This window comes from Bacillus sp. BSL6, from assembly GCF_052928345.1.
The window spans coordinates 646,370-671,223 of sequence record NZ_JAVGCW010000001.1; the positions used below are offsets into that span (position 1 = coordinate 646,370).

The window sequence follows — 24,854 nt, forward strand, 5'->3', positions numbered from 1 at the left end:
GAAATATGGTTTATAATAAGATTAGGGCGCAATAGACTGGTTAATAGCAGGACAAGGTGAAAAATAAAAAAAGAGAATTTCTTGTTTTGTGTAAATGTTTTTTATAATATTTGACATGTTGACAGATTATGAAATGAAAGTGAGTGATCCATGTGGATCTAACGCAAATTCAAAACCCTAGTTTTTTGAAAGAGATGTCTATCAGTGAACTAGAGGGATTGAGTGAGGATATTCGTAAGTTTTTAATTGAAGAGCTCTCTCAAACAGGTGGACATATTGCGCCTAATTTAGGTGTAGTAGAACTCACAATTGCTCTGCATAAATTATTTGATAGTCCGAAAGATAAATTTTTATGGGATGTAGGACATCAATCCTATGTACATAAAATTTTAACTGGACGTGCAAAAGAATTCGGCACATTAAGGCAATATCAAGGTCTATGTGGTTTCCCAAAACGTTGTGAGAGTGAGCACGATGTATGGGAAACTGGCCATAGCTCGACATCATTATCTGCTGCAATGGGAATGGCTCTAGCACGTGATTTAAAGAAAACGAAAGAATATGTTATACCAATCATTGGTGATGGCGCTTTAACGGGCGGAATGGCTTTAGAGGCATTGAACCATATTGGACATGAAAAAACAGACATGATTGTTATTTTGAATGATAATGAAATGTCAATTGCGCCAAACGTTGGTGCGCTTCATAATGTGCTTGGACGTCTACGTACCGCAGGAAAATACCATTGGGTAAAAGATGAGCTAGAGTATATTTTGAAGAAAATTCCAGCTGTCGGTGGGAAAGTTGCTGCGACAGCAGAGAAAATAAAAGATAGTCTTAAATATTTACTAGTATCTGGTGTCTTTTTCGAAGAGTTAGGCTTTACATATTTAGGTCCAGTCGATGGACATGATTATGAAAAGTTATTCGAAACGTTGCAATATGCAAAGAAAACAAAAGGCCCAGTGCTTGTTCATGTTATTACGAAAAAAGGAAAAGGTTACAAACCAGCTGAGAGTGATGTTATTGGCACTTGGCATGGAACAGGACCTTATAAAATTGAATCAGGTGACTTCGTTAAACCGAAAGAAGTTGCACCAGCATGGAGTGCTGTTGTTAGTGAAACAGTACTTAAGTTAGCGAGAACGGATGAGCGTATCGTTGCAATTACACCTGCAATGCCTGTTGGATCGAAACTTGAGAAATTCCAAAAAGAATTCCCAGATCGTATGATTGATGTAGGTATTGCAGAACAGCATGCTACAACAATGGCAGCGGGTATGGCAACGCAAGGTATGAAACCATTCTTAGCGATTTATTCAACATTTTTACAAAGAGCTTATGACCAAGTTGTTCATGATATATGCCGCCAAAATTTAAATGTTTTCATCGGAATTGATCGCTCTGGTTTAGTAGGAGCAGATGGTGAAACGCATCAAGGTGTATTTGATATCTCATTCTTACGCCACTTGCCGAATATGGTACTTATGATGCCAAAAGATGAAAATGAAGGGCAACATTTAGTATACACGGCGATGCAATATGAAGATGGACCAATCGCATTACGTTATGCGCGAGGTAATGGACTTGGCGTTCATATGGATGAAGAATTAAAGGCGATTCCAATCGGTTCATGGGAAACGTTAAAAGAAGGTACACAAGCAGCTATTTTAACATTTGGTACGACAATACCAATGGCAATGGAAGCGGCTGAGCGTCTTGAAAAGGCTGGTATTTCAGTGAAAGTAGTGAACGCTCGCTTCATTAAACCAATGGATGAAGCATATTTACATGATCTCTTAGGAAAAAATATACCAATTTTAACGATTGAAGAAGCTTGCTTAATTGGTGGTTTTGGAACAGGAGTAGTTGAATTTGCGTCTGAGAACGGGTACCATAGTGCGTTAGTTGAACGAATGGGTATTCCAGATCGTTTCATAGAGCACGGTAGTGTAACAAAATTATTAGAAGAAATCGGTTTAACGACAGATGCTGTTGTAGACCGTATTCATACAATGATTCCATCAAAACAAAAAAGGGCGTAACAAATGAGTGCGAAAAAAGAAAGAGTAGATGTACTATTAGTAGAGCGAGGGCTTATAGAAACACGTGAGAAAGCAAAACGCGCCATTATGGCCGGCCTTGTATATGCGAATGAGATGAGATTGGATAAGCCAGGGGAGAAAATCCCACAAGATACAGAGATTACGGTGAAGGGGCAAGTTATGCCGTATGTAAGCCGTGGTGGTTATAAACTTGAAAAGGCATTAGAGACATTTCATCTTGATTTACAAGATAAAGTTATGATAGATATTGGTTCATCAACTGGTGGCTTTACCGATTGCGCGCTTCAAAATGGAGCGAAATTATCTTATGCATTAGATGTAGGGTACAATCAACTTGCGTGGAAATTGCGTCAAGATGAGCGTGTTGTCGTAATGGAACGAACGAACTTCCGTTACGTAACACCAGCAGACTTAGAACGTGGTTTACCGCAATTTGCTAGTATCGATGTTTCGTTTATATCATTAAAACTTATATTGCCAGTTTTAAAAACAATGCTTATGCCGAATGGGGATGTAGCAGCGTTAATTAAACCGCAGTTTGAAGCTGGAAGAGAGCAAGTTGGTAAAAAGGGTATCGTTCGTGATCGAAAAGTACATGAGGCTGTCGTAGAAATGATTGTCGACTTTTCTATAAAAGAAGGATACGACGTAGAAGGCTTAACATTCTCACCAATTACGGGCGGGGATGGTAACATTGAATTTTTAATTCATCTGAAATGGCATGGTGAACGTGAGAATGGCGAAAATCATTCTCCAGTTTCTGTTGAGCAAGTAGTTACAGAGGCCCATGATGTCCTAAAACAAAAAGGGAAAGGGGAATAACATATGTTGTTCCTCTTTTTGTTGTAATTGTATAATGATTGTAAAAACAATTGTGTACAAGTAACGAATTATAAGTTAACATAAATAAGTGAAGTATACCAATGTTTAAACTATGGTAAGAGATAGTGTGAGGTGCAAATGTATGAATAAAGGTCAGCGCCATATTAAAATCAGGGAAATTATTGCGAACAAAGAAATTGAAACACAAGATGAATTAGTTGATATTTTACGTAATGAGGGATTTAATGTAACGCAAGCAACAGTATCGCGCGATATTAAAGAATTGCACTTAGTGAAAGTGCCATTACATGATGGTCGCTATAAATATAGTTTGCCAGCAGATCAACGATTTAACCCGTTACAAAAATTAAAACGTAATCTAGTGGATTCATTTGTAAAATTAGACACGGCAGGACATATGCTTGTGCTAAAAACATTGCCTGGTAACGCTCATTCACTTGGAGCACTTATTGATCATTTAGAGTGGGATGAGATCATCGGAACCATTTGTGGTGATGACACTTGCTTAATTATTTGCCGTACACCTGAAGATACAGGTGTTGTCTCTGATCGTTTCTTAAATATGCTGTAACAAAAAATCTTGTTTGCTTTCCTCTGTAAAGTGGAAAGTGAACAGGATATTTTTATTGGTTAAAAACGTGAATTCTTAATTGTAATATAATATTTTCTTTGAATAAAATTAGGAAATAGGTGGATTGACCCGTAAAACAAATGTTTGGTACAATGGAGCGGTTAGAAAAGTAATTTATACATACAAACATATAGTATGACTATTTGAATAAAGAACTGAGAAAAGCCCTTCATAGGGGATTAGTTTATAACGAGGTGAATGGGGCATTGTTATCGGAATTATCGATTAGAAACTTTGCTATTATTGAGGCATTAAATATTTCTTTTCAAAAAGGATTAACGGTTTTAAGTGGTGAAACAGGGGCCGGAAAATCGATTATTATTGATGCGATTAGTTTACTTGTAGGTGGCCGTGGTTCAGCAGAATTTGTTCGATACGGAACAGAAAAAGCTGAGATAGAGGGGCTATTTTATGTGGAAGATGATAAGCATCCATGTATTGAAAAAGCAGAAGAGTTGGATATAGAAATAGAAGACGGCATGATTATTTTGAAGCGTGATATCGCTGCAAACGGAAAAAGTGTATGTCGTGTAAATGGAAAACTAGTTACCCTTAGTGTGTTAAAAGAAATTGGAAAAACACTTGTTGATATTCATGGACAACACGAAACGCAAGACTTAATGAATGAAGAACGTCATCTATTTATGCTCGATCATTTTGATGGAGAGCGTATCGTTAAACAATTAGAGATATACCAAAACGTATATGCTGACTATGAGAAATTAAAAAAACAGTTGAAATCGTTAAGTGAAAATGAACAACAAATGGCACATCGTTTAGATTTAATTCAATTTCAGCATGAAGAAATCCGTAAAGCGGATTTAAAGATAGATGAAGAAAATGACTTAACTGAAGAACGATTGCAAATTTCTAATTTCGAAAAGATTTATAAAGCATTAGGTGACGCGTATCGCTCGTTAAGTGCTGACGGACAAGGGTTAGATAATGTACGAAGCGCAATGGGACAAATGGAGAGTATTACACATTTAGATGAAGTGTATCAAGAAAATCATGATTCCATTGCCAATAGTTATTATTTATTAGAAGAAGTTGCCTATCAACTAAGAGAAAAGCTCGATATGATGGAATATGATCCGAATCGCTTAGATGAAATTGAAACGCGTTTAAATGAAATTCGTATGCTAAAGAGAAAATATGGAAATACTGTAGAAGAGATTTTAGCGTATGCTGATAAAATTGAACAAGAAATTTTTACGATTGAAAATAAAGACGTTCATATTGAAACGACGAAGAAACAGTTGAAGGAATTAGAAAGTGTTATTCTGAAAGAAGCAACGTTGTTAAGTAATATGCGTCATGAACTTGCAGAGCATCTTACAAATGCCATTCATCAGGAATTAAAAGAATTATATATGGAAAAAACAAAATTTGAAGTGAGAATTATGAAGCGAGAAGGAAATGCAGAAGAGCCTCTCGTGGAGGGAGCACCGGTAAGACTTACAGCGGATGGTTACGATCATGTGGAATTTTATATTTCAACAAATCCGGGTGAGCCGCTAAAACCACTTTCAAAGGTTGCTTCTGGCGGAGAGTTATCCCGTATTATTTTAGCTTTAAAAAGCATTTTTTCTAAGCATCAAGGTGTTGCATCTGTTATTTTTGATGAAGTGGATACTGGTGTAAGTGGCCGGGTCGCACAGGCTATTGCGGAAAAGATTTATCGAGTATCAGTAAACTCACAAGTACTTTGTATTACGCACTTACCTCAAGTAGCTTCAATGGCGGATTCGCATTTATTTATTCGAAAACAAGTAGCAAATGATCGAACAATTACATCAGTTACCGTTTTAACTATGGAGGATAAAGTAACAGAAATAGCTCGAATGATTTCTGGTGTGGAAATTACAGATTTAACGACAGAACATGCGAAAGAATTACTTACGCAAGCGCATCATTTTAAACAGACAGCAGAGGCTATCCAGTAATGGATAGCTTTTTTTCTCAAATGATGATTTCTTAATTCTTCCGGTTATAAATAAAGCATTGCAAGGAGAGATTAAAAAGTGAAGCCAAAAGGCTGAATGTGGGGTAGGAGCGAGGAGAGTGAACAAATTGAAATTAGAAAGATTTCGCAAAATAATAGGTATTTTTCTCCTTGTTTCTTTAGTTTTTATTGGGTGTTTTAAACCGCTTCGGACGTTTATTTCATCTCCGAAGCAACTTGTTGTTTTTGAAGGACAACAATCAGAAATAGCTTCATTACCAGTGTTTCAAGCTTCATCTACAGATCGTCATGTGTTTACAGTAAGTTCAAATGAACAAAAACAAGGACTTATGGTAAATTCTCATCAAAATGGTGAAGCAGATATGGTGTTTCAGCTTGCTGGTTTTCCAGTGAAAAAAGTAAATGTGAGAGTATTAAAAGATTTCAAAGTTATTCCAGGTGGACAATCAATTGGTGTAAAGTTAAACACAAAAGGGGTACTTGTTGTAGGCCATCATTTAATTCAAACTGAAAAAGGGAAAGTATCTCCTGGTGAAACAGCTGGTGTGCAAATTGGAGATATGATTACTGAAATTAATGGTAAAACAATTGAAAGAATGAGTGATGTAGCACCATTTATTCATAATAGTGGGGAAACAGGCGAACCGCTTAATCTCGTTTTGTTAAGGGATGGAAAGCATATCCGCACTAAATTAACACCACAAAAAGACAGTGGAGAATCGTCTTATCGTATTGGTTTATATATTCGTGATTCGGCAGCTGGAATCGGAACAATGACATTTGTTCATCCGGATTCTATGAAATATGGGGCACTTGGTCATGTCATTTCTGATAACGATACGAAAAAACCGATTCAAGTCGAAGATGGACAAATTATGCGTTCGACAGTTACATCAATTGAAAGAGGTAGTCATGGGAATCCAGGGGAGAAATTAGCGAGGTTCTCACCTGATCGTGAAGTGATTGGCAATATTACAATAAATAGTCCATTTGGTATTTTTGGCAAATTGAATACAAATATGACAAATGGCGTAATGGATAAAGCAATGCCTATTGCACTATCTCATCAAGTAAAAGAAGGACCAGCAAAAATATTAACGGTTATTGATCAAGATAAAGTGGAAGCGTTTGATATTGAAGTTGTGAGTACAGTACCGCAAAAGTTTCCGGCAACAAAAGGCATGGTAATAAAAGTAACAGATAAACGTTTATTAGCGAAAACAGGTGGTATCGTACAGGGGATGAGCGGAAGTCCAATTGTACAAAATGGAAAGGTAATTGGCGCTGTTACACATGTATTTGTAAATGATCCAACATCAGGGTATGGTGTTCATATTGAATGGATGTTACATGAGGCTGGAATTAACATTTATGATCAAGAAAGAAAAGCGAGCTAATTAATAATTAGCTCGTTTTTCTATTGAAAAATTCGTTGAAATTTTGTAAAAGCTCCGCAAGAGGTGTTTTTTGTTGTAAAATAAAAGGAAAGGGTTGAACGTTTCGTTGTTTTTCTATGATGGAATGTGTTGCGAAAAGGAATAAATAAACGATAAACATATTTTTTTGTGATTTTATCGGAAAGTAACAAACTTTAAAAGGGAATTTTCACACAATTGTCGAACAATTCATGTAGCCTAGAAGGATACACATGTCGGAGAATCGATTCGGTAAGGGAGGAAAAGCTGTGGAGAAAATTAAAGTATGTCTTGTGGATGATAATAAAGAATTAGTATCAATGCTAGAGAGTTATGTAGCTGCTCAAGAGGATATGGAAGTAATCGGTACTGCTTATAATGGTCAAGAGTGTTTAAATTTATTAAAAGATAAGCAGCCGGATGTACTTGTATTAGATATTATTATGCCACATTTAGATGGGTTAGCTGTACTAGAGAAAATGCGCCATATTGAAAGGTTAAGACAGCCTAGCGTAATTATGTTGACAGCGTTTGGACAAGAAGATGTGACGAAAAAAGCAGTTGACTTAGGTGCGTCATATTTCATATTAAAACCATTTGATATGGAGAATTTAACGAGTCATATTCGTCAAGTGAGCGGTAAAGCGAACGCTACTATTAAACGTCCACTGCCATCTTTCCGATCAGCAACAACAGTAGATGGAAAACCGAAAAACTTAGATGCAAGCATTACGAGTATCATTCATGAAATTGGTGTGCCTGCTCATATTAAAGGGTACATGTACTTAAGGGAAGCAATTTCTATGGTGTACAATGACATCGAATTACTTGGATCTATTACGAAAGTATTGTATCCAGATATCGCGAAGAAATATAATACAACAGCAAGCCGCGTTGAGCGTGCAATCCGTCACGCAATTGAAGTAGCATGGAGTCGTGGGAATATCGATTCTATTTCGTCCTTATTCGGTTATACAGTATCTATGTCAAAAGCAAAACCTACGAACTCTGAGTTCATCGCAATGGTTGCGGATAAGCTGAGACTTGAACATAAGGCTAGCTGAGAATAGAAGAAGTAAGGGATTTAAGTTTTAATAAAGCTTAATAATTCTTGAAATGTATACTCGATAGTAAATTTAAAACCAATGAACTTTTTAATTAATGACCAATGAATGTTAGAATTCGTTGGTCTTTTTATTGTACATGTTCGAAGTGAAGGTTAAATTGAATCATGGTATATCCAATGAGGGATTTTAGCAAGGAAGCCATCCATGATATAATAGAAAATAATAAAAAGTCCTGCGAAACAGGACTGTATTATTCTTCGTCTTTATTTTGTTTTTCTAATTCAACTAACTTTTGAATTAAAATGTGCTGCGGCATATGCATAAGTTGTTCAAGTGGAACACCTAATGCTTTTGATAGGCGGACTGCAGTGTCTGGAGAAATTTGTAATGGTCTCATAGAAGTACCTCCTTTTTCGTATAGTATAGCATAAGATTGGGGGAGTGAGGATGACTCTTATATTTGCACATCGTGGTGCAGCGGGAACGTACCCAGAAAATACGATGATTTCATTTGAAGCAGCTGAATCTTTTAAGGCAGATGGAATTGAGCTGGATGTTCAATTAACGAAAGACGGAAAGGTTGTCGTCATTCATGATGAAACAGTGAATCGGACAACGAATGGAAAAGGTGCGGTTCGAAATTATGTATATGAGGATTTATGTAAATTAGATGCGAGTTATAAATTTGGTGATAAAGTAGGATTTTGTAAAATACCTCTTTTAGAAGAGGTGTTAAAATGGATTGAAAAAACAGAGTTGTTACTTAATATTGAACTTAAAAATAATAAAATTCCATACAGAGGTTTAGAAGAAGAAGTTATAACGCTTGTACGGAAATTTAATCTAGAAGATCGTGTTATATTTTCTTCATTTAATCATTACAGTATGAAAAGGTGTCATATGATGGCTCCAGATATTCAAACAGCGATTTTATATCGCGAAGGTTTGCATAGTCCGTGGGCATATGCAAAAAAAATGGGGGCTACAGCAGTGCATCCTAATTATCGTTATCTTCAAGATGCTGTTGCCGAACTAACGATGGAAAGTGATGTAGAGGTTCGGCCCTATACAATTAATGAAGAAACACTTATGCGTAAATATTTTGATATGAATATTTCGGCGATTATTACGGATTATCCTGAAACGGCAAGAACATTATTGCCAATAAAAAAATGAGACCGCTTGTAACGGTCTCATTTTTTTATTTGTAAATAGTAGGGCTTTCCTATCTTCGAAAGCGAGCTTGTACTTTATTTCGTTTACGATCTCGGTGTAAGACGAAACCACCAAAGATATAAAATCCGAGCGCGAAGCAGAGAGCCCCGATTAAAAATTGTAACCATAGTATAGAGAGTGGAGGAAATAAAATCCCGAATACGGTATCTCTCATTAACTTAATGCCAAACACAGCTAATGAAATAGGGATGAGTGCTAATAATAGAGCAAGGTAACGCTGCATATAAACGCTCCTTTTCAGATTATTTTGTTTATTTTAATGATGTTATATGAAAAGGGGGTTTGTCAAGAGGGGGCTGAACGAGTAAGATAAGGGTGTGAAAAATTTTGCAGAGATACTCCGAGAGGAAGTGTAATATATGAAACAAAAAGTTTTAATTGTTGGTGCAGGTGAAGGTGGTAGTACACTGCTGCGTCTGTTACAGAGTTCGAATATATTTCAAATTATAGGGATTATTGATATAAATCCGATAGCAAAAGGGTTACAGATGGCAAAGGAATACGGGATTGCAATTGGAGAGAGTGTGACTCCGTTTCTTTCTATGCACATTGATGTAATGTTTGATATGACAGGTGACGATGATTTACATAAAGATTTATTAAAGAAAAAGCATAAAGATACTCTTCTTATACCAGGTGATATTGCAAAAATTGTTACGAGATTAGCACATGAGAAGGAAAATTTAATTGGAAAGTTAGAAGAGCAAACGCAGCAAGGTGATTTAATTTTAAACTCTACGCATGACGGTATGATAGTGATTGATCAAGAAGGACAAGTTCGCCTATTCAATAAAAGTGCAGAACGTATTATCGGATATAAAAAAGAAGATGCGGTAGGGAAATATATTTTAGAAGTTATTCCGACTAGTAAGTTGCTTCGTATTATACGTACGAAACAAATAGAAGTAAATTATGAACTGACGCTTGAAAATGGAAAGAAAATTATTACAACCCGTATTCCAATATTAAAAGAGGGAGGAGAAGTGCAAGGGGCATTTGCAATTTTTAAAGATATAACAGAGGTTGTAGATCTTGCGGAAGAAGTTACAGATTTAAAGGAGATTCAAACGTTACTTGAGGCGATTATTAACTCGTCTGAGGAAGCCATTTCGGTCGTGGATGAAAAAGGTCGAGGGTTAGTAATTAACCCTGCATATACGAAATTAACAGGTTTAACAGAAGAGGACATTATTGGAAAGCCAGCTACAACTGATATTGTAGAAGGTGAAAGTATGCATATGAAAGTACTTCGAACGCGTAGGGCGGTACGAGGCATACATATGAAAATCGGACAAAAAAAGCGAGATGTAATTGTAAACGTAGCACCAGTTATTGTGGATGGAATATTGAAAGGGAGCGTCGGTGTAATTCGCGACGTATCAGAAATTCAAAAATTAACAAATGAACTGAATAGAGCAAGGCAAATCATTCGAACGTTAGAAGCGAAATATTCATTTGATGACATTGTCGGAAATTCAGATGAAACAACGGCTGCTATTGAACAGGCGAAACTGGGGGCGAATACACCAGCAACAGTGTTGTTACGCGGGGAGTCGGGGACAGGTAAAGAATTGTTTGCGCATGCTATCCATAATGGAAGTAATCGGAAATATAATAAGTTTGTTCGTGTAAACTGTGCGGCTATTTCGGAGACGTTGTTAGAAAGTGAATTGTTTGGTTATGAGGAAGGGGCATTTTCTGGCGCGAAAAGAGGGGGAAAACGTGGATTCTTTGAGGAAGCGAATAACGGCAGCATCTTTTTAGATGAAATAGGGGAACTATCTGCAAATACGCAAGCGAAACTCCTTCGCGTTTTGCAAGAGAAAGAAATTGTAAAAGTTGGTGGAACGAAAGCAATTCCTATCAATGTCAGAGTAATTGCAGCGACGCACGTGAATTTAGAAAAAGCCATTCTAGAAGGGAAGTTTAGGGAGGATTTATATTATCGATTAAATAAAATTCCAATTCAAATTCCATCTCTTCGTCAGCGTAAAGGGGATATACCGGCAATCGCAGACAGATTAATTCAAAAAATCAACCAAGATTATGGCCGAAATATAGAGGGGCTCACTAATTCTGCTATTTCATATTTACAATCATATGAATGGCCAGGGAATGTGAGGGAACTTGAAAATATTTTGGGGAGAGCTATTATCTTTATGAATTATAACGAGACCTATATTGATGTACAACATTTACCGCCATTACATAACGAAGAGCAAGTGGAGTCAAAGCAAGCTCATTTATTGCCTGAGTTAGAAGAAAAGCCACTTGAGCATTTAGTGACGGAGTTTGAAGGGAATATCATTCATGAATATTTAGAGAGATTTGGTGGAAATAAAACACAAACAGCAAGAGCGTTAGGAATTTCGGTTCGAAATTTATATTACAAGCTAGAAAAGTATGAGTGTGCAAAAAATAGCATGCAATAAATTGCGTACCGTGCAATTTATTGCATGGTATACAAAAAGCGACAAAATAAGACAGAATCTTTTGTTATTTTCCAAAGTATTGATTTTACTGTGTTTTGAATGCGTTTTCATTATTGGTAAGACCACTTTTAAAAGTTGGCACGGTATTTGCTTAATAAAAAGACGAGGGACGACGGAAAGGGTTGATTACAAAATATGAAGTTAGAACACTTAATTGATCAAGCGGCAGGCCAGCCTAAAAAAACTGTGGCTGTAGCAGTAGCTGAAGATCATGAAGTAATTGAAGCTGTAGCGAAAGCAATTACATTACAGCTAGCTCAATTTCGTCTATATGGAAATCAAGAAAAAATAATGGGGATGCTACAAGAACATAGTTTACAAACTTCAGAACATATTGAAGTGATTGCAACACAGTCAAGTGCTGAGGCTGCAGAACTTTCTGTTAAAGCTGTAAGAAATGGCGAAGCAGATGTGCTTATGAAGGGGAACATCCCAACAGCAAATATTTTGAAAGCTGTATTAAATAAAGAGTGGGGACTTCGTAAAGGTAGCGTACTTTCACACGTTGCAGCATTTGAAGTTCCGAACTACAATCGTCTCATTTTTGTTACAGATGCAGCGATGAACATTGCACCTGATGTAACACAAAAAGCTGCTATTATACAAAATACTGTAGAAGTTGCCCGGGCAATAGGAATTGATTTGCCGAAGGTAGCACCAATTGCAGCGGTAGAGGTTGTGAATCCTGCGATGCAAGCGACAATTGATGCAGCGATGTTAACTCAAATGAATCGCCGCGGACAAATTAAAAATTGTGTCGTTGATGGACCACTTGCTTTAGATAATGCAGTATCACAAATTGCAGCAGAACATAAAGGCATAGTAAGTGACGTAGCAGGTAAGGCAGACATTTTACTCGTCCCAACAATTGAAGCTGGAAATGTACTATATAAATCACTCGTATACTTTGCGGATGCAAAAGTAGGAGCAATAATTGCTGGCGCAAAAGCACCGATTGTTTTAACATCTCGTGCTGATTCAGCAGAAACAAAAGTATATTCATTAGCATTGGCAGTTGCCACTGCTTCAAAATAAACCAAATAGGGTAAAACATTAGGGGGAAACGACAATGGCATTAGAAATCTTCGAATACTTAGAAAAATATGATTATGAGCAAGTAGTATTTTGTCAAGATAAAGAATCAGGTTTAAAAGCAATCATTGCAATTCATGATACAACACTTGGACCTGCTCTTGGTGGAACAAGAATGTGGACATATGATTCTGAAGAAGCGGCGATTGAAGATGCATTGCGTCTTGCAAAAGGAATGACATACAAAAACGCAGCAGCTGGTTTAAACTTAGGTGGTGCGAAAACAGTAATTATCGGTGATCCACGTAAAGATAAGAGCGAAGCAATGTTCCGTGCATTAGGTCGTTATATTCAAGGACTAAACGGACGTTACATTACAGCTGAAGATGTTGGTACAACAGTAGATGATATGGATATTATCCACGAAGAAACTGACTTTGTAACAGGTATTTCACCATCATTCGGTTCTTCTGGTAACCCATCTCCAGTAACTGCATACGGTGTTTATCGTGGTATGAAAGCTGCTGCGAAAGAGGCTTTCGGTACTGATAATTTAGAAGGAAAAGTAATTGCTGTTCAAGGTGTTGGTAACGTAGCATATCACCTATGCAAACATTTACACGCTGAAGGCGCAAAACTAATCGTTACAGATATTAATAAAGAAGCTGTACAACGTGCAGTAGAAGAATTCGGTGCAACAGCAGTTGAGCCAAATGAAATTTACGGTGTTGAATGTGATATTTACGCACCATGTGCATTAGGCGCAACAGTTAATGACGAAACTATTCCACAACTTAAAGCAAAAGTAATTGCAGGTTCTGCAAATAACCAATTAAAAGAAGATCGTCACGGCGACATCATTCATGAAATGGGTATTGTATACGCACCAGACTATGTAATTAATGCAGGTGGCGTAATTAACGTAGCAGACGAGTTATATGGATACAATAGAGAACGTGCATTAAAACGCGTAGAATCAATTTATGACACAATTGCAAAAGTAATCGAAATTTCAAAACGCGATGGCATTGCAACTTATGTAGCAGCTGATCGTCTAGCTGAAGAGCGCATTGCAAGCTTGAAAAACTCTCGTAGCACATACTTACGCAACGGTCACGACATTATTAGCCGTCGCTAATCATTCATATATTACTTTTACAAAAGGTGTGGTTACCTCTTATGAGGTTTCCACCTCCTTTTGAATTTATTAGTGGAGGTAGCAACAGTGTCTGTAAATCGAATTCTTGTTATTAATCCGGGTAGTACATCCACAAAAATTGGTGTTTTTGATAATGAAAGACCCGTTTTAGAAGAAACTATTCGTCATGACGAAGAACAGATTGGAAAATATAAGCGAATTATCGACCAATATGAGTTTCGTAAAGAAACGATCTTAGAAGTTCTACATTCTCACGGTATTAACATTTCAAAATTAAACGCAGTTTGTGGCCGTGGGGGATTACTTCGTCCAATCGAAGGCGGAACATACACAGTAAACGATGCGATGTTAGAAGATTTAAAAAATGGTTTTAGTGGTCATCACGCTTCAAACCTTGGGGGCATTTTAGCATATGAAATAGCTTCTGGATTAAATATTCCGGCATTCATTGTAGACCCTGTCGTTGTAGATGAAATGGAGCCTATTGCTCGTATAAGTGGTATTGCTGGTATGGAACGCAAAAGTATCTTCCATGCATTAAATCAAAAAGCAGTTGCTCGTAAAGTAGCTGAACAGTTAAATCACAAATATGAGGATTTAAATTTATTAGTTACACATATGGGCGGCGGTATTACAGTTGGTGCTCATAAAAAAGGAAGAGTAATCGATGTAAATAACGGTTTAAACGGAGAAGGCCCATTTAGTCCAGAGCGCGCTGGTACAGTACCAGTAGGGCAACTAGTAGAAATGTGTTTCTCTGGTGAGTATTACCGAGATGAAATGATTAAAAAACTTGTCGGACAAGGTGGACTTGTAAGTCTTATCGGTACAAATGATGCGATTAAAGTAGAACAAATGGTTGAAAAAGGTGATCCTGAAGCAACTCTTATTTATAAAGCTATGGCATATCAAGTTGCAAAAGAGATTGGCGGAGCTAGCGCTGTACTTCACGGGAAAATCGATGCAATCGTATTAACTGGTGGACTTGCTTACAGTAAAATCCTTGTTGATGAAATAAAAGAACGAGTAGACTGGATTGCAGATGTTATCGTACATCCAGGAGAAGATGAATTACAAGCATTAGCAGAAGGGGCACTTCGTGTACTACGTGAAGAAGAAGCTCCAAAAGAATATATTGTACGTGAAAAAGAAACGGTAGCTAGGGGTTGAGATAATGGCAAAAGAATATGATTTAGTCATCGTTGGCGGCGGTACTGGTGGATATGTTGCTGCAATTCGTGCATCACAACTAGGGTTAAAAACTGCACTTGTTGAAAAAGAAAATCTTGGTGGTACTTGTTTACACAAAGGATGTATTCCTAGTAAAGCCCTTTTACGTAGTGCGGAAGTATACGCAACTGCTAAAAAAAGCGAAGAGTTCGGAGTTATTGCAAGCAATGTAGAACTAAACTTTGCGAAAGTACAAGAGCGTAAAGAGAAGATTGTAACGCAACTTCATAAAGGTGTTCAGCACTTAATGAAACAAGGTAAAATTGATGTGTTTGAAGGTATTGGCCGTATTCTTGGCCCATCTATTTTCTCTCCGATGCCAGGGACAATTTCAGTTGAACTTGCAAGTGGAGAAGAGAATGAAATGTTAATTCCAAAAAATGTACTTATTGCAACAGGTTCTCGTCCGAATTCATTACCAGGTTTAGAATTAGACGGAGAGTATGTAATGTCTTCCGATCATGCCCTAAAAATGGAAACGCTTCCTAGCTCGATTATTATCGTTGGTGGCGGTGTAATTGGTATTGAGTGGGCATCTATGCTTGCTGACTTCGGTGTAGAAGTTACAGTATTAGAGTATGCGAAAACGATACTACCACTAGAAGACCAAGACGTTTCAAAAGAAATGCAACGTCTATTCAAGAAAAAAGGTATTAAAGTGGTAACTGGTGCAAAAGTATTACCAGAAACATTGGTAAAAGATAATGGAGTAACAATTCAAGCTGAACATAACGGTGAGAATAAAGAATTTAAAGCAGAAAAAATGCTTGTATCTGTAGGACGACAAGCCAATACGCAAAATATTGGTTTAGAGAATACGGATATCGTTGTGGAAAAAGGATACATTCAAACAAATGAGTTTTATCAAACGAAAGAATCTCATATTTACGCAATCGGTGATGTAATCGGTGGCTTACAGCTTGCTCACGTTGCTTCTCATGAAGGAATTGTTGCAGTAGAACATATTGCTGGTAAAGAAGTTACACCAATTGATTATTCTATGGTATCAAAATGCGTATATAGCAGTCCGGAAGTTGCTTCTGTCGGTTTAACAGAACAAGAAGCGAAAGAAAAAGGCTATAAGCTAAAAGTAGGTAAGTTCTCATTCCGTGCAATCGGAAAAGCGCTTGTATACGGCGAATCAGATGGTTTCGTAAAACTTGTAGTTGATGAAGAAACAAATGATATTCTCGGTGTTCATATGATTGGACCGCATGTAACAGATATGATTTCTGAAGCGGGTCTTGCAAGAGTACTTGATGCAACACCTTGGGAAGTAGCACATACAATTCATCCGCATCCATCATTATCTGAGGCGATTGGTGAAGCAGCATTAGCTGTAGATGGAAAAGCGTTACACGCATAAAAATGTGGATTTAGGAGGTTATGAAAAATGGCAGAAGTAAAAGAAAAGCGCCATGAAGAGCTTGGCTTAAGTGATGAGCAAGTATTAGAAATGTTCCGTACGATGTTACTTGCACGTAAAATTGACGAACGTATGTGGTTATTAAACCGTGCTGGTAAAATTCCATTCGTAATTTCTTGTCAAGGACAAGAGGCAGCACAAGTTGGAGCAGCATTTGCTCTTGATAGAGAGAAAGATTATGCATTACCATACTACCGTGATATGGGTGTTGTACTAGCGTTTGGTATGACAGCGAAAGAACTGATGCTATCTGGTTTCGCGAAAGCTGGAGATCCAAACTCTGGTGGTCGTCAAATGCCTGGTCACTTCGGTCAAAAGAAAAATCGTATTGTGACAGGTTCATCTCCAGTAACAACGCAAGTACCACATGCAGTTGGTATTGCATTAGCTGGAAAAATGGAAAAGAAAGATTTAGTAACGTTTGTTACATTCGGTGAAGGTTCTTCCAACCAAGGTGATTTCCATGAAGGTGCAAACTTTGCTGGCGTACACAAGTTACCTGTTATTTTTATGTGTGAAAATAATAAATACGCGATCTCTATTCCAGTTGAAAAACAATTAGCATGTAAAAATGTATCCGACCGTGCAATTGGATACGGTATGCCTGGATATACAGTAGACGGAAACGATCCGCTTGCAGTATATAAAGCTGTAAAAGAAGCAGCAGACCGTGGCCGCCGTGGTGAAGGTCCAACTTTAATTGAAACAGTATCATATCGTTTAACAGCACATTCAAGTGACGATGATGATCGTGTTTATCGTGATAAAGAAGAAGTAGAAGAAGCGAAGAAAAATGATTCAATTGTAACATTTGCTGCTTATTTAAAAGAGGTTGGCGTGTTAACTGAGGAATCTGAAAAACAAATGTTAGACGAAATTATGCATATCGTAAACGAAGCAACAGAATATGCAGAAAATGCTCCGTATGCAGCACCTGAAGATGCATTGAAGCACGTATACGCAGAATAGGGGGGAACGTTTCATGGCTGTAATGTCTTATATTGATGCTATTACATTAGCAATGCGCGAGGAAATGGAACGCGATGAGAAAGTATTCGTTTTAGGTGAAGATGTTGGTAAAAAAGGTGGCGTATTTAAAGCGACACACGGATTATATGATCAATTTGGTGAAGATCGTGCGCTAGATACACCACTTGCAGAATCTGCAATCGCTGGGGTCGCAATTGGTGCAGCAATGTATGGAATGCGTCCAATCGCTGAAATGCAGTTTGCGGATTTCATCATGCCAGCAGTAAACCAAATTGTTTCTGAGGCAGCAAAAATTCGTTACCGTTCTAATAATGATTGGACTTGTCCAATTACAGTTCGTGCGCCATTTGGCGGCGGTGTTCACGGTGCATTGTATCATTCGCAATCTGTAGAAGCGATGTTTGCAAACCAACCTGGTTTAAAAATCGTTATCCCTTCTACACCATATGATGCAAAAGGCTTACTAAAAGCTGCAATTCGTGATGAAGATCCAGTATTATTCTTTGAGCATAAACGTGCATATCGCTTAATTAAAGGTGAAGTGCCAGAAGATGATTACGTATTACCAATCGGAAAAGCAGATGTAAAACGTGAAGGTGATGATATTACTGTTATCACATACGGATTATGTGTTCATTTTGCTCTTCAAGCAGCTGAAAAGTTAGCACAAGATGGCATCTCTGCACACATTCTTGATTTACGTACTGTATATCCATTAGATAAAGAAGCAATCATTGAAGCAGCTTCTAAAACAGGTAAAGTTCTTCTTGTAACAGAAGACAATAAAGAAGGAAGTATTATGAGTGAAGTGGCAGCAATTATTGCTGAAAACTGTCTGTTTGATTTAGACGCACCAATCGCACGTCTTGCGGGTCCAGACGTTCCAGCAATGCCATATGCACCAACAATGGAAAAATTCTTTATGGTAAATCCAGATAAAGTTGAAAAAGCAATGCGTGAACTTGCGGAATTTTAATCGGGGGGACTATACATGGCTGTAGAAAATATTACAATGCCTCAGCTCGGGGAGAGCGTTACAGAGGGTACAATTAGTAAATGGCTCGTTAATGTTGGCGATCACGTAAATAAATATGATCCGCTTGCAGAAGTAATGACTGATAAAGTAAATGCTGAAGTACCATCTTCTTTCACTGGTATTGTGAAAGAGTTAATCGCTAGTGAAGGTGATACGTTAGCTGTAGGTGAAGTAGTTTGTGTAATTCAAGTAGAAGGCGCAGATGAAGTAGCAGCAACAGCTGTTGAGGAAAAAACAAAAGAAGAACCAAAGGCAGAAGTAGCTACGCCTGAAAAAGCACCGAAAGCAAAACAACCAACTGATGGAAAACCTCGTTTTTCACCAGCTGTGTTAAAACTTGCAGGTGAACATAATGTTGATTTAGATCTAGTAGAAGGTACGGGAGCAAACGGCCGTATCACTCGTAAAGATATTTTAAAGCTAGTGGAATCTGGAAATATTCCGCAAGCAGGTGCGGCGAAGAAAGAGGAAACGGTAGCAGCTGTAGTAGAAGCGCGTCCAGAAGCACCAAAAGCAGCGCCAGTAGCGCAAAAAGTAGAAGCTGCGAAACCAGTTTCTGTACCAACAATGCCTGGCGATATCGAAATTCCAGTAACAGGTGTGCGTAAAGCAATCGCAGCGAACATGTTACGTAGTAAACACGAAGCGCCACACGCTTGGATGATGATTGAAGTAGATGTGACAAACCTTGTGTCATACCGTAATTCAATTAAAGGTGATTTCAAAAAGCGTGAAGGCTTTAACTTAACGTTCTTTGCTTTCTTCGTAAAAGCAGTAGCACAAGCGTTAAAAGAATACCCTCAAATTAATTCAATGTGGGCTGGCGATAAAATCGTTCAGAAGAAAGATATTAACCTTTCTATCGCTGTTGCAACAGAGGACGAACTATTTGTACCAGTAATTAAACATGCGGACGAGAAGACAATTAAAGGCATCGCTCGTGAAATTACAGAACTTGCAGGAAAAGTACGTACGAAATCGTTAAAAGCAGACGAAATGCAAGGCGGAACATTTACAATTAATAACACAGGATCATTCGGTTCTGTTCAATCTATGGGTATTATTAATTACCCACAAGCGGCTATTTTACAAGTTGAATCAATTGTAAAACGCCCAGTAATTATGGAAAATGGTATGTTCGGTGCTCGCGACATGGTTAACTTATGTTTATCACTTGATCACCGTGTACTAGATGGTTTAATTTGTGGTAAGTTCTTAGGACGTGTAAAAGAAATTTTAGAAAATACGTCAGAAAATAATACATCTGTATATTAAATAAAAAGCTCGCTTATGCGAGCTTTTTATCATCTTATTTCTTCATCTACATCCTACTATATGTATAATACCTTTCCCAGTAATCTTACAATGAACGATTATGTATTAGGAATTTATGAAAATACATTGCTGATATATGGTATATGGATATAAAATAAGAAAAGAATAATTTTTTTGGCAAATCTTACTGACGAAACTGTAGTATAATATATTGTATTGTATGAAAAAGAGAGTTATTCTATATAAGTGTTTTATAGATAATGTGTAATCAGTCGTCAAAACATGAAGAATGTTGACTCCTGGTTTTTTATTTTGCTGTAACAATGTTTCAGGAGGATGTCATGAAAAGAAGTACCGAGTTTCTAAAAAGTTTAGATGTAAAATTAATATTAATTTTGTTTGCATTATGTGTCACGAGTATAGCTGCTATATATAGCAGTCAGCAAACTGGCCAATATGGAGAGGCAAACTTTGCGATGAAACAGGGTTTGAACTACATAATTGGAGTTGTATTGTTATTGCTTGTTGCAAGCATTGACTTAGATCAATTGCAAAAATTGTCTTGGCCACTTTATATCGTTGGATTTGCTTCACTTATTCTTTTGAAAATACTACCGGTTTCCACTTTCACACCTGAAAAATTAGGTGCAAAAAGATGGTTTGTATTTCCGTTAGTTGGACAAATTCAACCATCTGAGTTTTTCAAAATTTCATTGCTTCTCGTAGTAGCAAGTATAGCAGTGAAACATAATGCACAGTATATGGCAAGGACATTCCAAACGGACTTAAAATTAGTAGGTAAAATTGTGTTAGTATCCCTCCCGCCTATGGCTGTTGTATATAGCCAACCGGATACGGGGATGGTGTTCTTATACGCTGCTGCCATTGCATGTATTTTATTTATGTCAGGTATTCAGAAGAAATTGATAGCGTTATGTACAGTTATTCCAGTCACCATACTATCCACGTTAATATTTATTTACGTAAGGTATGAGGATTTCTTCTTTAATAAGTTAGTTACGCTACTAAAACCGCACCAACAATCACGTATTTTAGGTTGGTTAGATCCATTTGAACATACAGATCAAGGTTATCAAACACAGCAATCAATTTTAGCTGTAGGTAGTGGCGGTATGGAAGGGAAAGGGTTTGGCGAAGGGAATGTTTATATCCCTGAGAAGCATACAGACTTTATTTTCGCTACAATTGCCGAAGAAGGTGGATTTATCGTAGCAGCGTTAGTTGTATTCTTGTTCCTATTACTACTATATAGAACAATTATTATCGGTTATTCTGCTGATAATTTATTCGGTACATTATTATGTGCTGGATCGATTGGGATATTAACGGTTCAAATATTCCAAAATATCGGTATGATTGTTGGGTTAATGCCTGTAAAAGGGATTGCATTACCTTTCTTATCGTATGGGGGAAGTTCCTTGTTCTCGAATATGATTATGATGGGTCTCATATTATCGGTACGAAAAACGTATAAAAAGTATATGTTTTCCGTTAAGTAAAAAAAGCTGGTTCGTTTTTAAACGAACCAGCTTTTTTTACATATATACTCATAAACGTTGCAAACTAAAACAGACTAGCAGTTTGGGATGTAAGGAGTGCAAAGTGATGCATATGCATATTTTTGAGGGAGCACGGCATCTTTCTAATAGTGAATGGGTTATTCGGGCTATTATAGCATACATATTTTTAATATTAGTTGCGAAAGCGATGGGGCAAAGGTCCATCGCACAACTTCGCTTTTTAGATGTTGTATTGGTGTTATTGCTTGGCGGGAATATTTCTAACGCATTGTCTGATGAAAAAGTAGGATTAATGGGCTCGATGATTACAACGTTTATACTCGTTGTACTTCATATTATAAGTTCAGTTTTAATGTTGAAATGGGATAGATGGAGACGCTTTTTAGAGCCAGCACCTATCATTCTTATACACAACGGCTCCATTGATTTTAGCAATTTGAAAAAAGCGAGAATTACCGTGGAATATTTATTTTCAGAACTTCGTATGCGAAATGTGAGCGATATTCAAACAATCAAATTAGCATTATGGGAAGCGAACGGTGTCGTTTCTATATTTCGGTATCCAGAATATGAGGCAGTTTCCCGACTTGATCTAAAAGTGGCGGGAAAAAAATCTCCAGTTTCTTTTGTATTAGTAAAGGATGGGAGCATTCAGCAAGATGTTCTTGCTTTATTAGGGAAAACAGAAGAATGGGCGAGAGAATTTCTAGAGAAAAACGCAGAAGTTGAATCCATTTTGTTAGCTACAGTTGATGAAACACATAAAATAAATATTTTGTTAAAAAAATGAAAAATATACGCATTTTGTCGTTTCATACATATGATACAATAGTGTGGACAACGAAAAAGGAGGGATACGATGGGATATGTAGAAGAATTACGGAAAATAGTTGGTCATCGCCCTTTAATTTTAGTTGGTGCTGTTGTACTCGTTATAAATGAAAATAGATATGTATTATTACAACAAAGAACAGAGCCTTACGGAAAATGGGGGCTGCCTGGCGGATTAATGGAGCTTAGTGAATCACCAGAAGAAACTGCTTTTCGTGAAGTATACGAAGAAACAGGAATAAAGGTGAAGAACCTACGATTAATCAATGTGTTTTCTGGAGCGAACTATTTTACAAAATTAGTAAACGGTGATGAATTTCAATCTGTAACGACCGCTTATTATACGGACGAATACGATGGAGATTTTGTTATGAACAAAGAAGAAGCGGTTCAGCTTAAATTCTTCCCACTAACAGAACTACCTGACTATATTGTTGGGTCGCATAAAAAAATGATTAGTGAATATATGAAGATTATGGAAAAAAAGATATAATAATAGTGAAAGAAATACAAAAACACAGTTCTGGTTGGTAGTCCAGACGCATGATTTCATGTCAGTAACCTTCCCCTCCGGGATGTCCCGTATTTCTAATTTTTTTAGGGGGGGCTGTCAATGGATTTGACAGTATATCACGATGGCCAATTTTTTGTTGGAATCATTACATGTAAAGAAAAAGGGAAGTTGTATGGAGCGAGGTATATTTTTGGAACGGAACCTTCAGACGAAGAAGTGCTTATATTTGTGAACGGTTCAATGTTAGCGTATTTTCAGCACTTTGCAAAATGTGGCGTGGAAGTGAAAGAAAAACAGCGTCCCAAAAATATAAAGCGGATCATACGACAAGCAGCAAAAGAAGTAAATGTAAACCGCTTTACTAAGGCGCAAGAGGCAATTAGCTTATCTTATGAACTGCATAAACAAGAAAAGAAAGTGCAATCTAAGGAGAAGCGAGAGGCTGAAAAACAAAGAAGACGTTTAATCAAAGTACAAAAAGCAAAGCAAAAACATCGTGGTCATTAAGAAAAGGTGTTAGAGCAAGAGCTCTAACACCTTTTCTATGCTGAAATACAAGTAAACTTACTTGTATTTCATAAACATTAACTGGTAAGATACAAATAGGTAGTTTTAGAGGAGGGAAAAGATTGATTAATTTTAACTTTTTTATGAATGATGTTGTCCGCCAAGCGCGTGAAGAGATTGTCTCTGCTGGATATACAGAATTGACGACGCCAGAAGCAGTAGACGAAGCGTTTAAAAGAAATGGAACAACACTTGTAATGGTAAACTCTGTATGTGGTTGTGCAGGCGGTATTGCTCGTCCTGCTGCTGCGCATTCTGTACATTATGATAAACGTCCTAACCACCTTGTAACGGTGTTTGCAGGTCAAGATAAAGAAGCGACAGCAAGAGCTCGTGAATATTTCGAAGGGTATCCACCATCTTCTCCATCATTTGCTTTGTTAAAAGATGGAAAAATTGTAACAATGGTAGAGCGTCATGAAATTGAAGGTCATGAACCGATGCAAGTTATTGCAAAACTACAATCGTATTTCGAAGAGAATTGCGAAGAACTATAAAAAATTGAAAAGGCGCTACGCTCACAATTAAGTGGGTGTAGCGCCTTTTTTATTTGTTATTCAAAATGATAGGATATACAGTAGTTGGTTTCTTTATGCATCTTTTTATGCATTATTAACAGTGATTTTAATGATTTTTTATTTATTTTTATTTTATATATTGCATAAAAATAAAAGTACTGATACAATACAAACATCGAATAAATATTCTATTAAACTTTTAAATATACATCATTAGGGGGAAGAAATATGAAGAAGTTATTATCAATATCGTTTGCACTTATTTTAATTGTAAGTATGTTCAGTGCTTGTAGTAACGGGGAAGAAAAGGCTACTGGAAAAAATAAAAAAGTACTCGTTATGGGGACTTCAGCAGATTATAAACCATATGAATACGTAGAAGCTTCAAAGAGTGATGAAATTATCGGCTTTGATGTTGATGTTGCTAAATATATCGGAAAAGAACTTGGTTATGAAGTGAAAGTGAAAGATATGGATTTTGGTGGTTTATTAGCATCTCTTAGCTCAGGAAAAGTTGATTTCGTAATGGCAGGTATGACGCCAACTGCAGAGCGTAAAAATAATGTTGATTTCACAGATATTTACTTTGTTGCGAAAAACATGATTGTTTCTAAAAAGGACTCTAACATTCAATCTGTAGAGGATTTAAAAGGGAAAAAAGTAGGGGTACAAACAGGATCTATTCAAGAAGAGAAAGCAGCAGAATTTAAAAAACAAGTAGATTTCAAAGTTGAGGGACGTGACCGTATACCAGAAATCGTACAAGAAATTAAAGCTGGTCGTTTTGATGCTGCAATTATAGAAGACACAGTTGCTAAAAATTATTTAGAGAAAATGAAAGATTTACAAGGAATTGAAATTAAAGAAGCTCCAGAAGAAGTTGGAGCAGCAATTGCCCTTCCGAAAAACAGTGATAAAACAGCTGAATTTAATAAAGTAATTAAAAAAATGCAAGAAAATGGAGAAATGGATAAATTAGTGAAGAAATGGTTTGGCAGCGAAAAATAAGCTGCCTTTCA

Annotated in this window: 23 protein-coding genes; 21 read left to right on the top strand and 2 right to left on the bottom strand. The window is 37.0% G+C overall.

Annotated elements, in window-relative coordinates; all coding sequences use genetic code 11:
* The first annotated feature begins 152 nt into the window (after positions 1 to 152).
* The 6 genes from dxs to spo0A all read left to right on the top strand — a co-directional run bounded on the left by dxs (position 153) and on the right by spo0A (position 7,985).
* Complete coding sequence (dxs, locus tag RCJ96_RS03635; protein ID WP_000366458.1) at positions 153 to 2,045, top strand: 1-deoxy-D-xylulose-5-phosphate synthase; 1,893 nt, start codon at positions 153 to 155, stop codon at positions 2,043 to 2,045.
* Between the two features lie 3 nt (positions 2,046 to 2,048).
* Complete coding sequence (locus RCJ96_RS03640; protein ID WP_001274745.1) at positions 2,049 to 2,888, top strand: TlyA family RNA methyltransferase; 840 nt, start codon at positions 2,049 to 2,051, stop codon at positions 2,886 to 2,888.
* A 142-nt stretch (positions 2,889 to 3,030) separates the two neighbouring features.
* Positions 3,031 to 3,480, top strand: coding sequence for an arginine repressor ArgR (gene argR / locus RCJ96_RS03645; protein ID WP_001032581.1), 450 nt, complete (start codon positions 3,031 to 3,033; stop codon positions 3,478 to 3,480).
* Positions 3,481 to 3,746: 266 nt separating this feature from the next.
* Positions 3,747 to 5,486, top strand: coding sequence for a DNA repair protein RecN (recN, locus tag RCJ96_RS03650; protein ID WP_074607153.1), 1,740 nt, complete (start codon positions 3,747 to 3,749; stop codon positions 5,484 to 5,486).
* 118 nt (positions 5,487 to 5,604) lie between these two features.
* The gene (gene spoIVB, locus RCJ96_RS03655; RefSeq protein ID WP_074607155.1) at positions 5,605 to 6,903 is read left to right on the top strand and encodes a SpoIVB peptidase; all 1,299 of its coding nucleotides are present in this window, start codon (positions 5,605 to 5,607) and stop codon (positions 6,901 to 6,903) included.
* A 287-nt stretch (positions 6,904 to 7,190) separates the two neighbouring features.
* On the top strand, positions 7,191 to 7,985 hold the full coding sequence (gene spo0A / locus RCJ96_RS03660) for a sporulation transcription factor Spo0A (RefSeq protein ID WP_014297988.1): 795 nt from the start codon (positions 7,191 to 7,193) through the stop codon (positions 7,983 to 7,985).
* 253 nt (positions 7,986 to 8,238) lie between these two features.
* Here the strand turns inward: spo0A and RCJ96_RS03665 are convergent, their stop codons facing one another.
* The gene (locus RCJ96_RS03665; protein WP_001247671.1) at positions 8,239 to 8,385 is read right to left on the bottom strand and encodes a YycC family protein; all 147 of its coding nucleotides are present in this window, start codon (positions 8,383 to 8,385) and stop codon (positions 8,239 to 8,241) included.
* 50 nt (positions 8,386 to 8,435) lie between these two features.
* Here RCJ96_RS03665 and RCJ96_RS03670 point away from each other — a divergent pair, with 50 nt between their 5' ends.
* A complete protein-coding gene (locus RCJ96_RS03670) occupies positions 8,436 to 9,164 on the top strand; it encodes a glycerophosphodiester phosphodiesterase (protein WP_000172563.1) in 729 nt (242 codons plus the stop codon).
* A 49-nt stretch (positions 9,165 to 9,213) separates the two neighbouring features.
* Here the strand turns inward: RCJ96_RS03670 and RCJ96_RS03675 are convergent, their stop codons facing one another.
* Entirely contained in the window at positions 9,214 to 9,447 is a 234-nt protein-coding gene (locus RCJ96_RS03675; protein WP_001190187.1) for a DUF2627 domain-containing protein, read from the bottom strand.
* A 136-nt stretch (positions 9,448 to 9,583) separates the two neighbouring features.
* Here RCJ96_RS03675 and RCJ96_RS03680 point away from each other — a divergent pair, with 136 nt between their 5' ends.
* From RCJ96_RS03680 to RCJ96_RS03745, 14 genes are all read left to right on the top strand, one after another.
* Complete coding sequence (locus RCJ96_RS03680; protein ID WP_000811008.1) at positions 9,584 to 11,656, top strand: sigma-54 interaction domain-containing protein; 2,073 nt, start codon at positions 9,584 to 9,586, stop codon at positions 11,654 to 11,656.
* Positions 11,657 to 11,851: 195 nt separating this feature from the next.
* A complete protein-coding gene (yqiS, locus tag RCJ96_RS03685) occupies positions 11,852 to 12,751 on the top strand; it encodes a phosphate butyryltransferase (protein WP_074607157.1) in 900 nt (299 codons plus the stop codon).
* A gap of 34 nt (positions 12,752 to 12,785) precedes the next feature.
* On the top strand, positions 12,786 to 13,886 hold the full coding sequence (locus tag RCJ96_RS03690; protein ID WP_001162675.1) for a leucine dehydrogenase: 1,101 nt from the start codon (positions 12,786 to 12,788) through the stop codon (positions 13,884 to 13,886).
* Between the two features lie 87 nt (positions 13,887 to 13,973).
* Positions 13,974 to 15,077, top strand: coding sequence for a butyrate kinase (gene buk / locus RCJ96_RS03695; RefSeq protein ID WP_000115774.1), 1,104 nt, complete (start codon positions 13,974 to 13,976; stop codon positions 15,075 to 15,077).
* A 4-nt stretch (positions 15,078 to 15,081) separates the two neighbouring features.
* The gene (lpdA, locus tag RCJ96_RS03700; protein ID WP_001051291.1) at positions 15,082 to 16,503 is read left to right on the top strand and encodes a dihydrolipoyl dehydrogenase; all 1,422 of its coding nucleotides are present in this window, start codon (positions 15,082 to 15,084) and stop codon (positions 16,501 to 16,503) included.
* Between the two features lie 27 nt (positions 16,504 to 16,530).
* Positions 16,531 to 17,532 carry a 3-methyl-2-oxobutanoate dehydrogenase subunit alpha gene (gene bfmBAA / locus RCJ96_RS03705; protein WP_000852555.1) on the top strand — a complete coding sequence of 334 codons (1,002 nt, stop codon included), beginning with the start codon at positions 16,531 to 16,533 and terminating at the stop codon, positions 17,530 to 17,532.
* Positions 17,533 to 17,545: 13 nt separating this feature from the next.
* Positions 17,546 to 18,529 (top strand): 3-methyl-2-oxobutanoate dehydrogenase subunit beta, encoded by a 984-nt coding sequence (gene bfmBAB, locus RCJ96_RS03710; RefSeq protein ID WP_000290076.1) that lies wholly within the window; start codon positions 17,546 to 17,548, stop codon positions 18,527 to 18,529.
* Positions 18,530 to 18,544: 15 nt separating this feature from the next.
* Positions 18,545 to 19,864, top strand: a complete 1,320-nt coding sequence (locus tag RCJ96_RS03715) for a dihydrolipoamide acetyltransferase family protein (protein WP_316149351.1) — start codon at positions 18,545 to 18,547, stop codon at positions 19,862 to 19,864.
* 341 nt (positions 19,865 to 20,205) lie between these two features.
* Positions 20,206 to 21,384: an FtsW/RodA/SpoVE family cell cycle protein gene (locus tag RCJ96_RS03720; protein ID WP_000831197.1), complete on the top strand. Its 1,179-nt coding sequence runs from the start codon at positions 20,206 to 20,208 to the stop codon at positions 21,382 to 21,384.
* 106 nt (positions 21,385 to 21,490) lie between these two features.
* The gene (locus RCJ96_RS03725) at positions 21,491 to 22,195 is read left to right on the top strand and encodes a DUF421 domain-containing protein (protein ID WP_000550968.1); all 705 of its coding nucleotides are present in this window, start codon (positions 21,491 to 21,493) and stop codon (positions 22,193 to 22,195) included.
* Between the two features lie 69 nt (positions 22,196 to 22,264).
* On the top strand, positions 22,265 to 22,729 hold the full coding sequence (locus RCJ96_RS03730; protein WP_316149356.1) for an NUDIX hydrolase: 465 nt from the start codon (positions 22,265 to 22,267) through the stop codon (positions 22,727 to 22,729).
* 120 nt (positions 22,730 to 22,849) lie between these two features.
* Positions 22,850 to 23,257: a YjdF family protein gene (locus tag RCJ96_RS03735; protein ID WP_000366594.1), complete on the top strand. Its 408-nt coding sequence runs from the start codon at positions 22,850 to 22,852 to the stop codon at positions 23,255 to 23,257.
* Between the two features lie 143 nt (positions 23,258 to 23,400).
* On the top strand, positions 23,401 to 23,814 hold the full coding sequence (locus RCJ96_RS03740) for a BrxA/BrxB family bacilliredoxin (protein WP_001998211.1): 414 nt from the start codon (positions 23,401 to 23,403) through the stop codon (positions 23,812 to 23,814).
* Positions 23,815 to 24,063: 249 nt separating this feature from the next.
* Positions 24,064 to 24,843 (top strand): transporter substrate-binding domain-containing protein, encoded by a 780-nt coding sequence (locus RCJ96_RS03745; RefSeq protein WP_074606966.1) that lies wholly within the window; start codon positions 24,064 to 24,066, stop codon positions 24,841 to 24,843.
* Positions 24,844 to 24,854 lie beyond the last annotated feature (11 nt).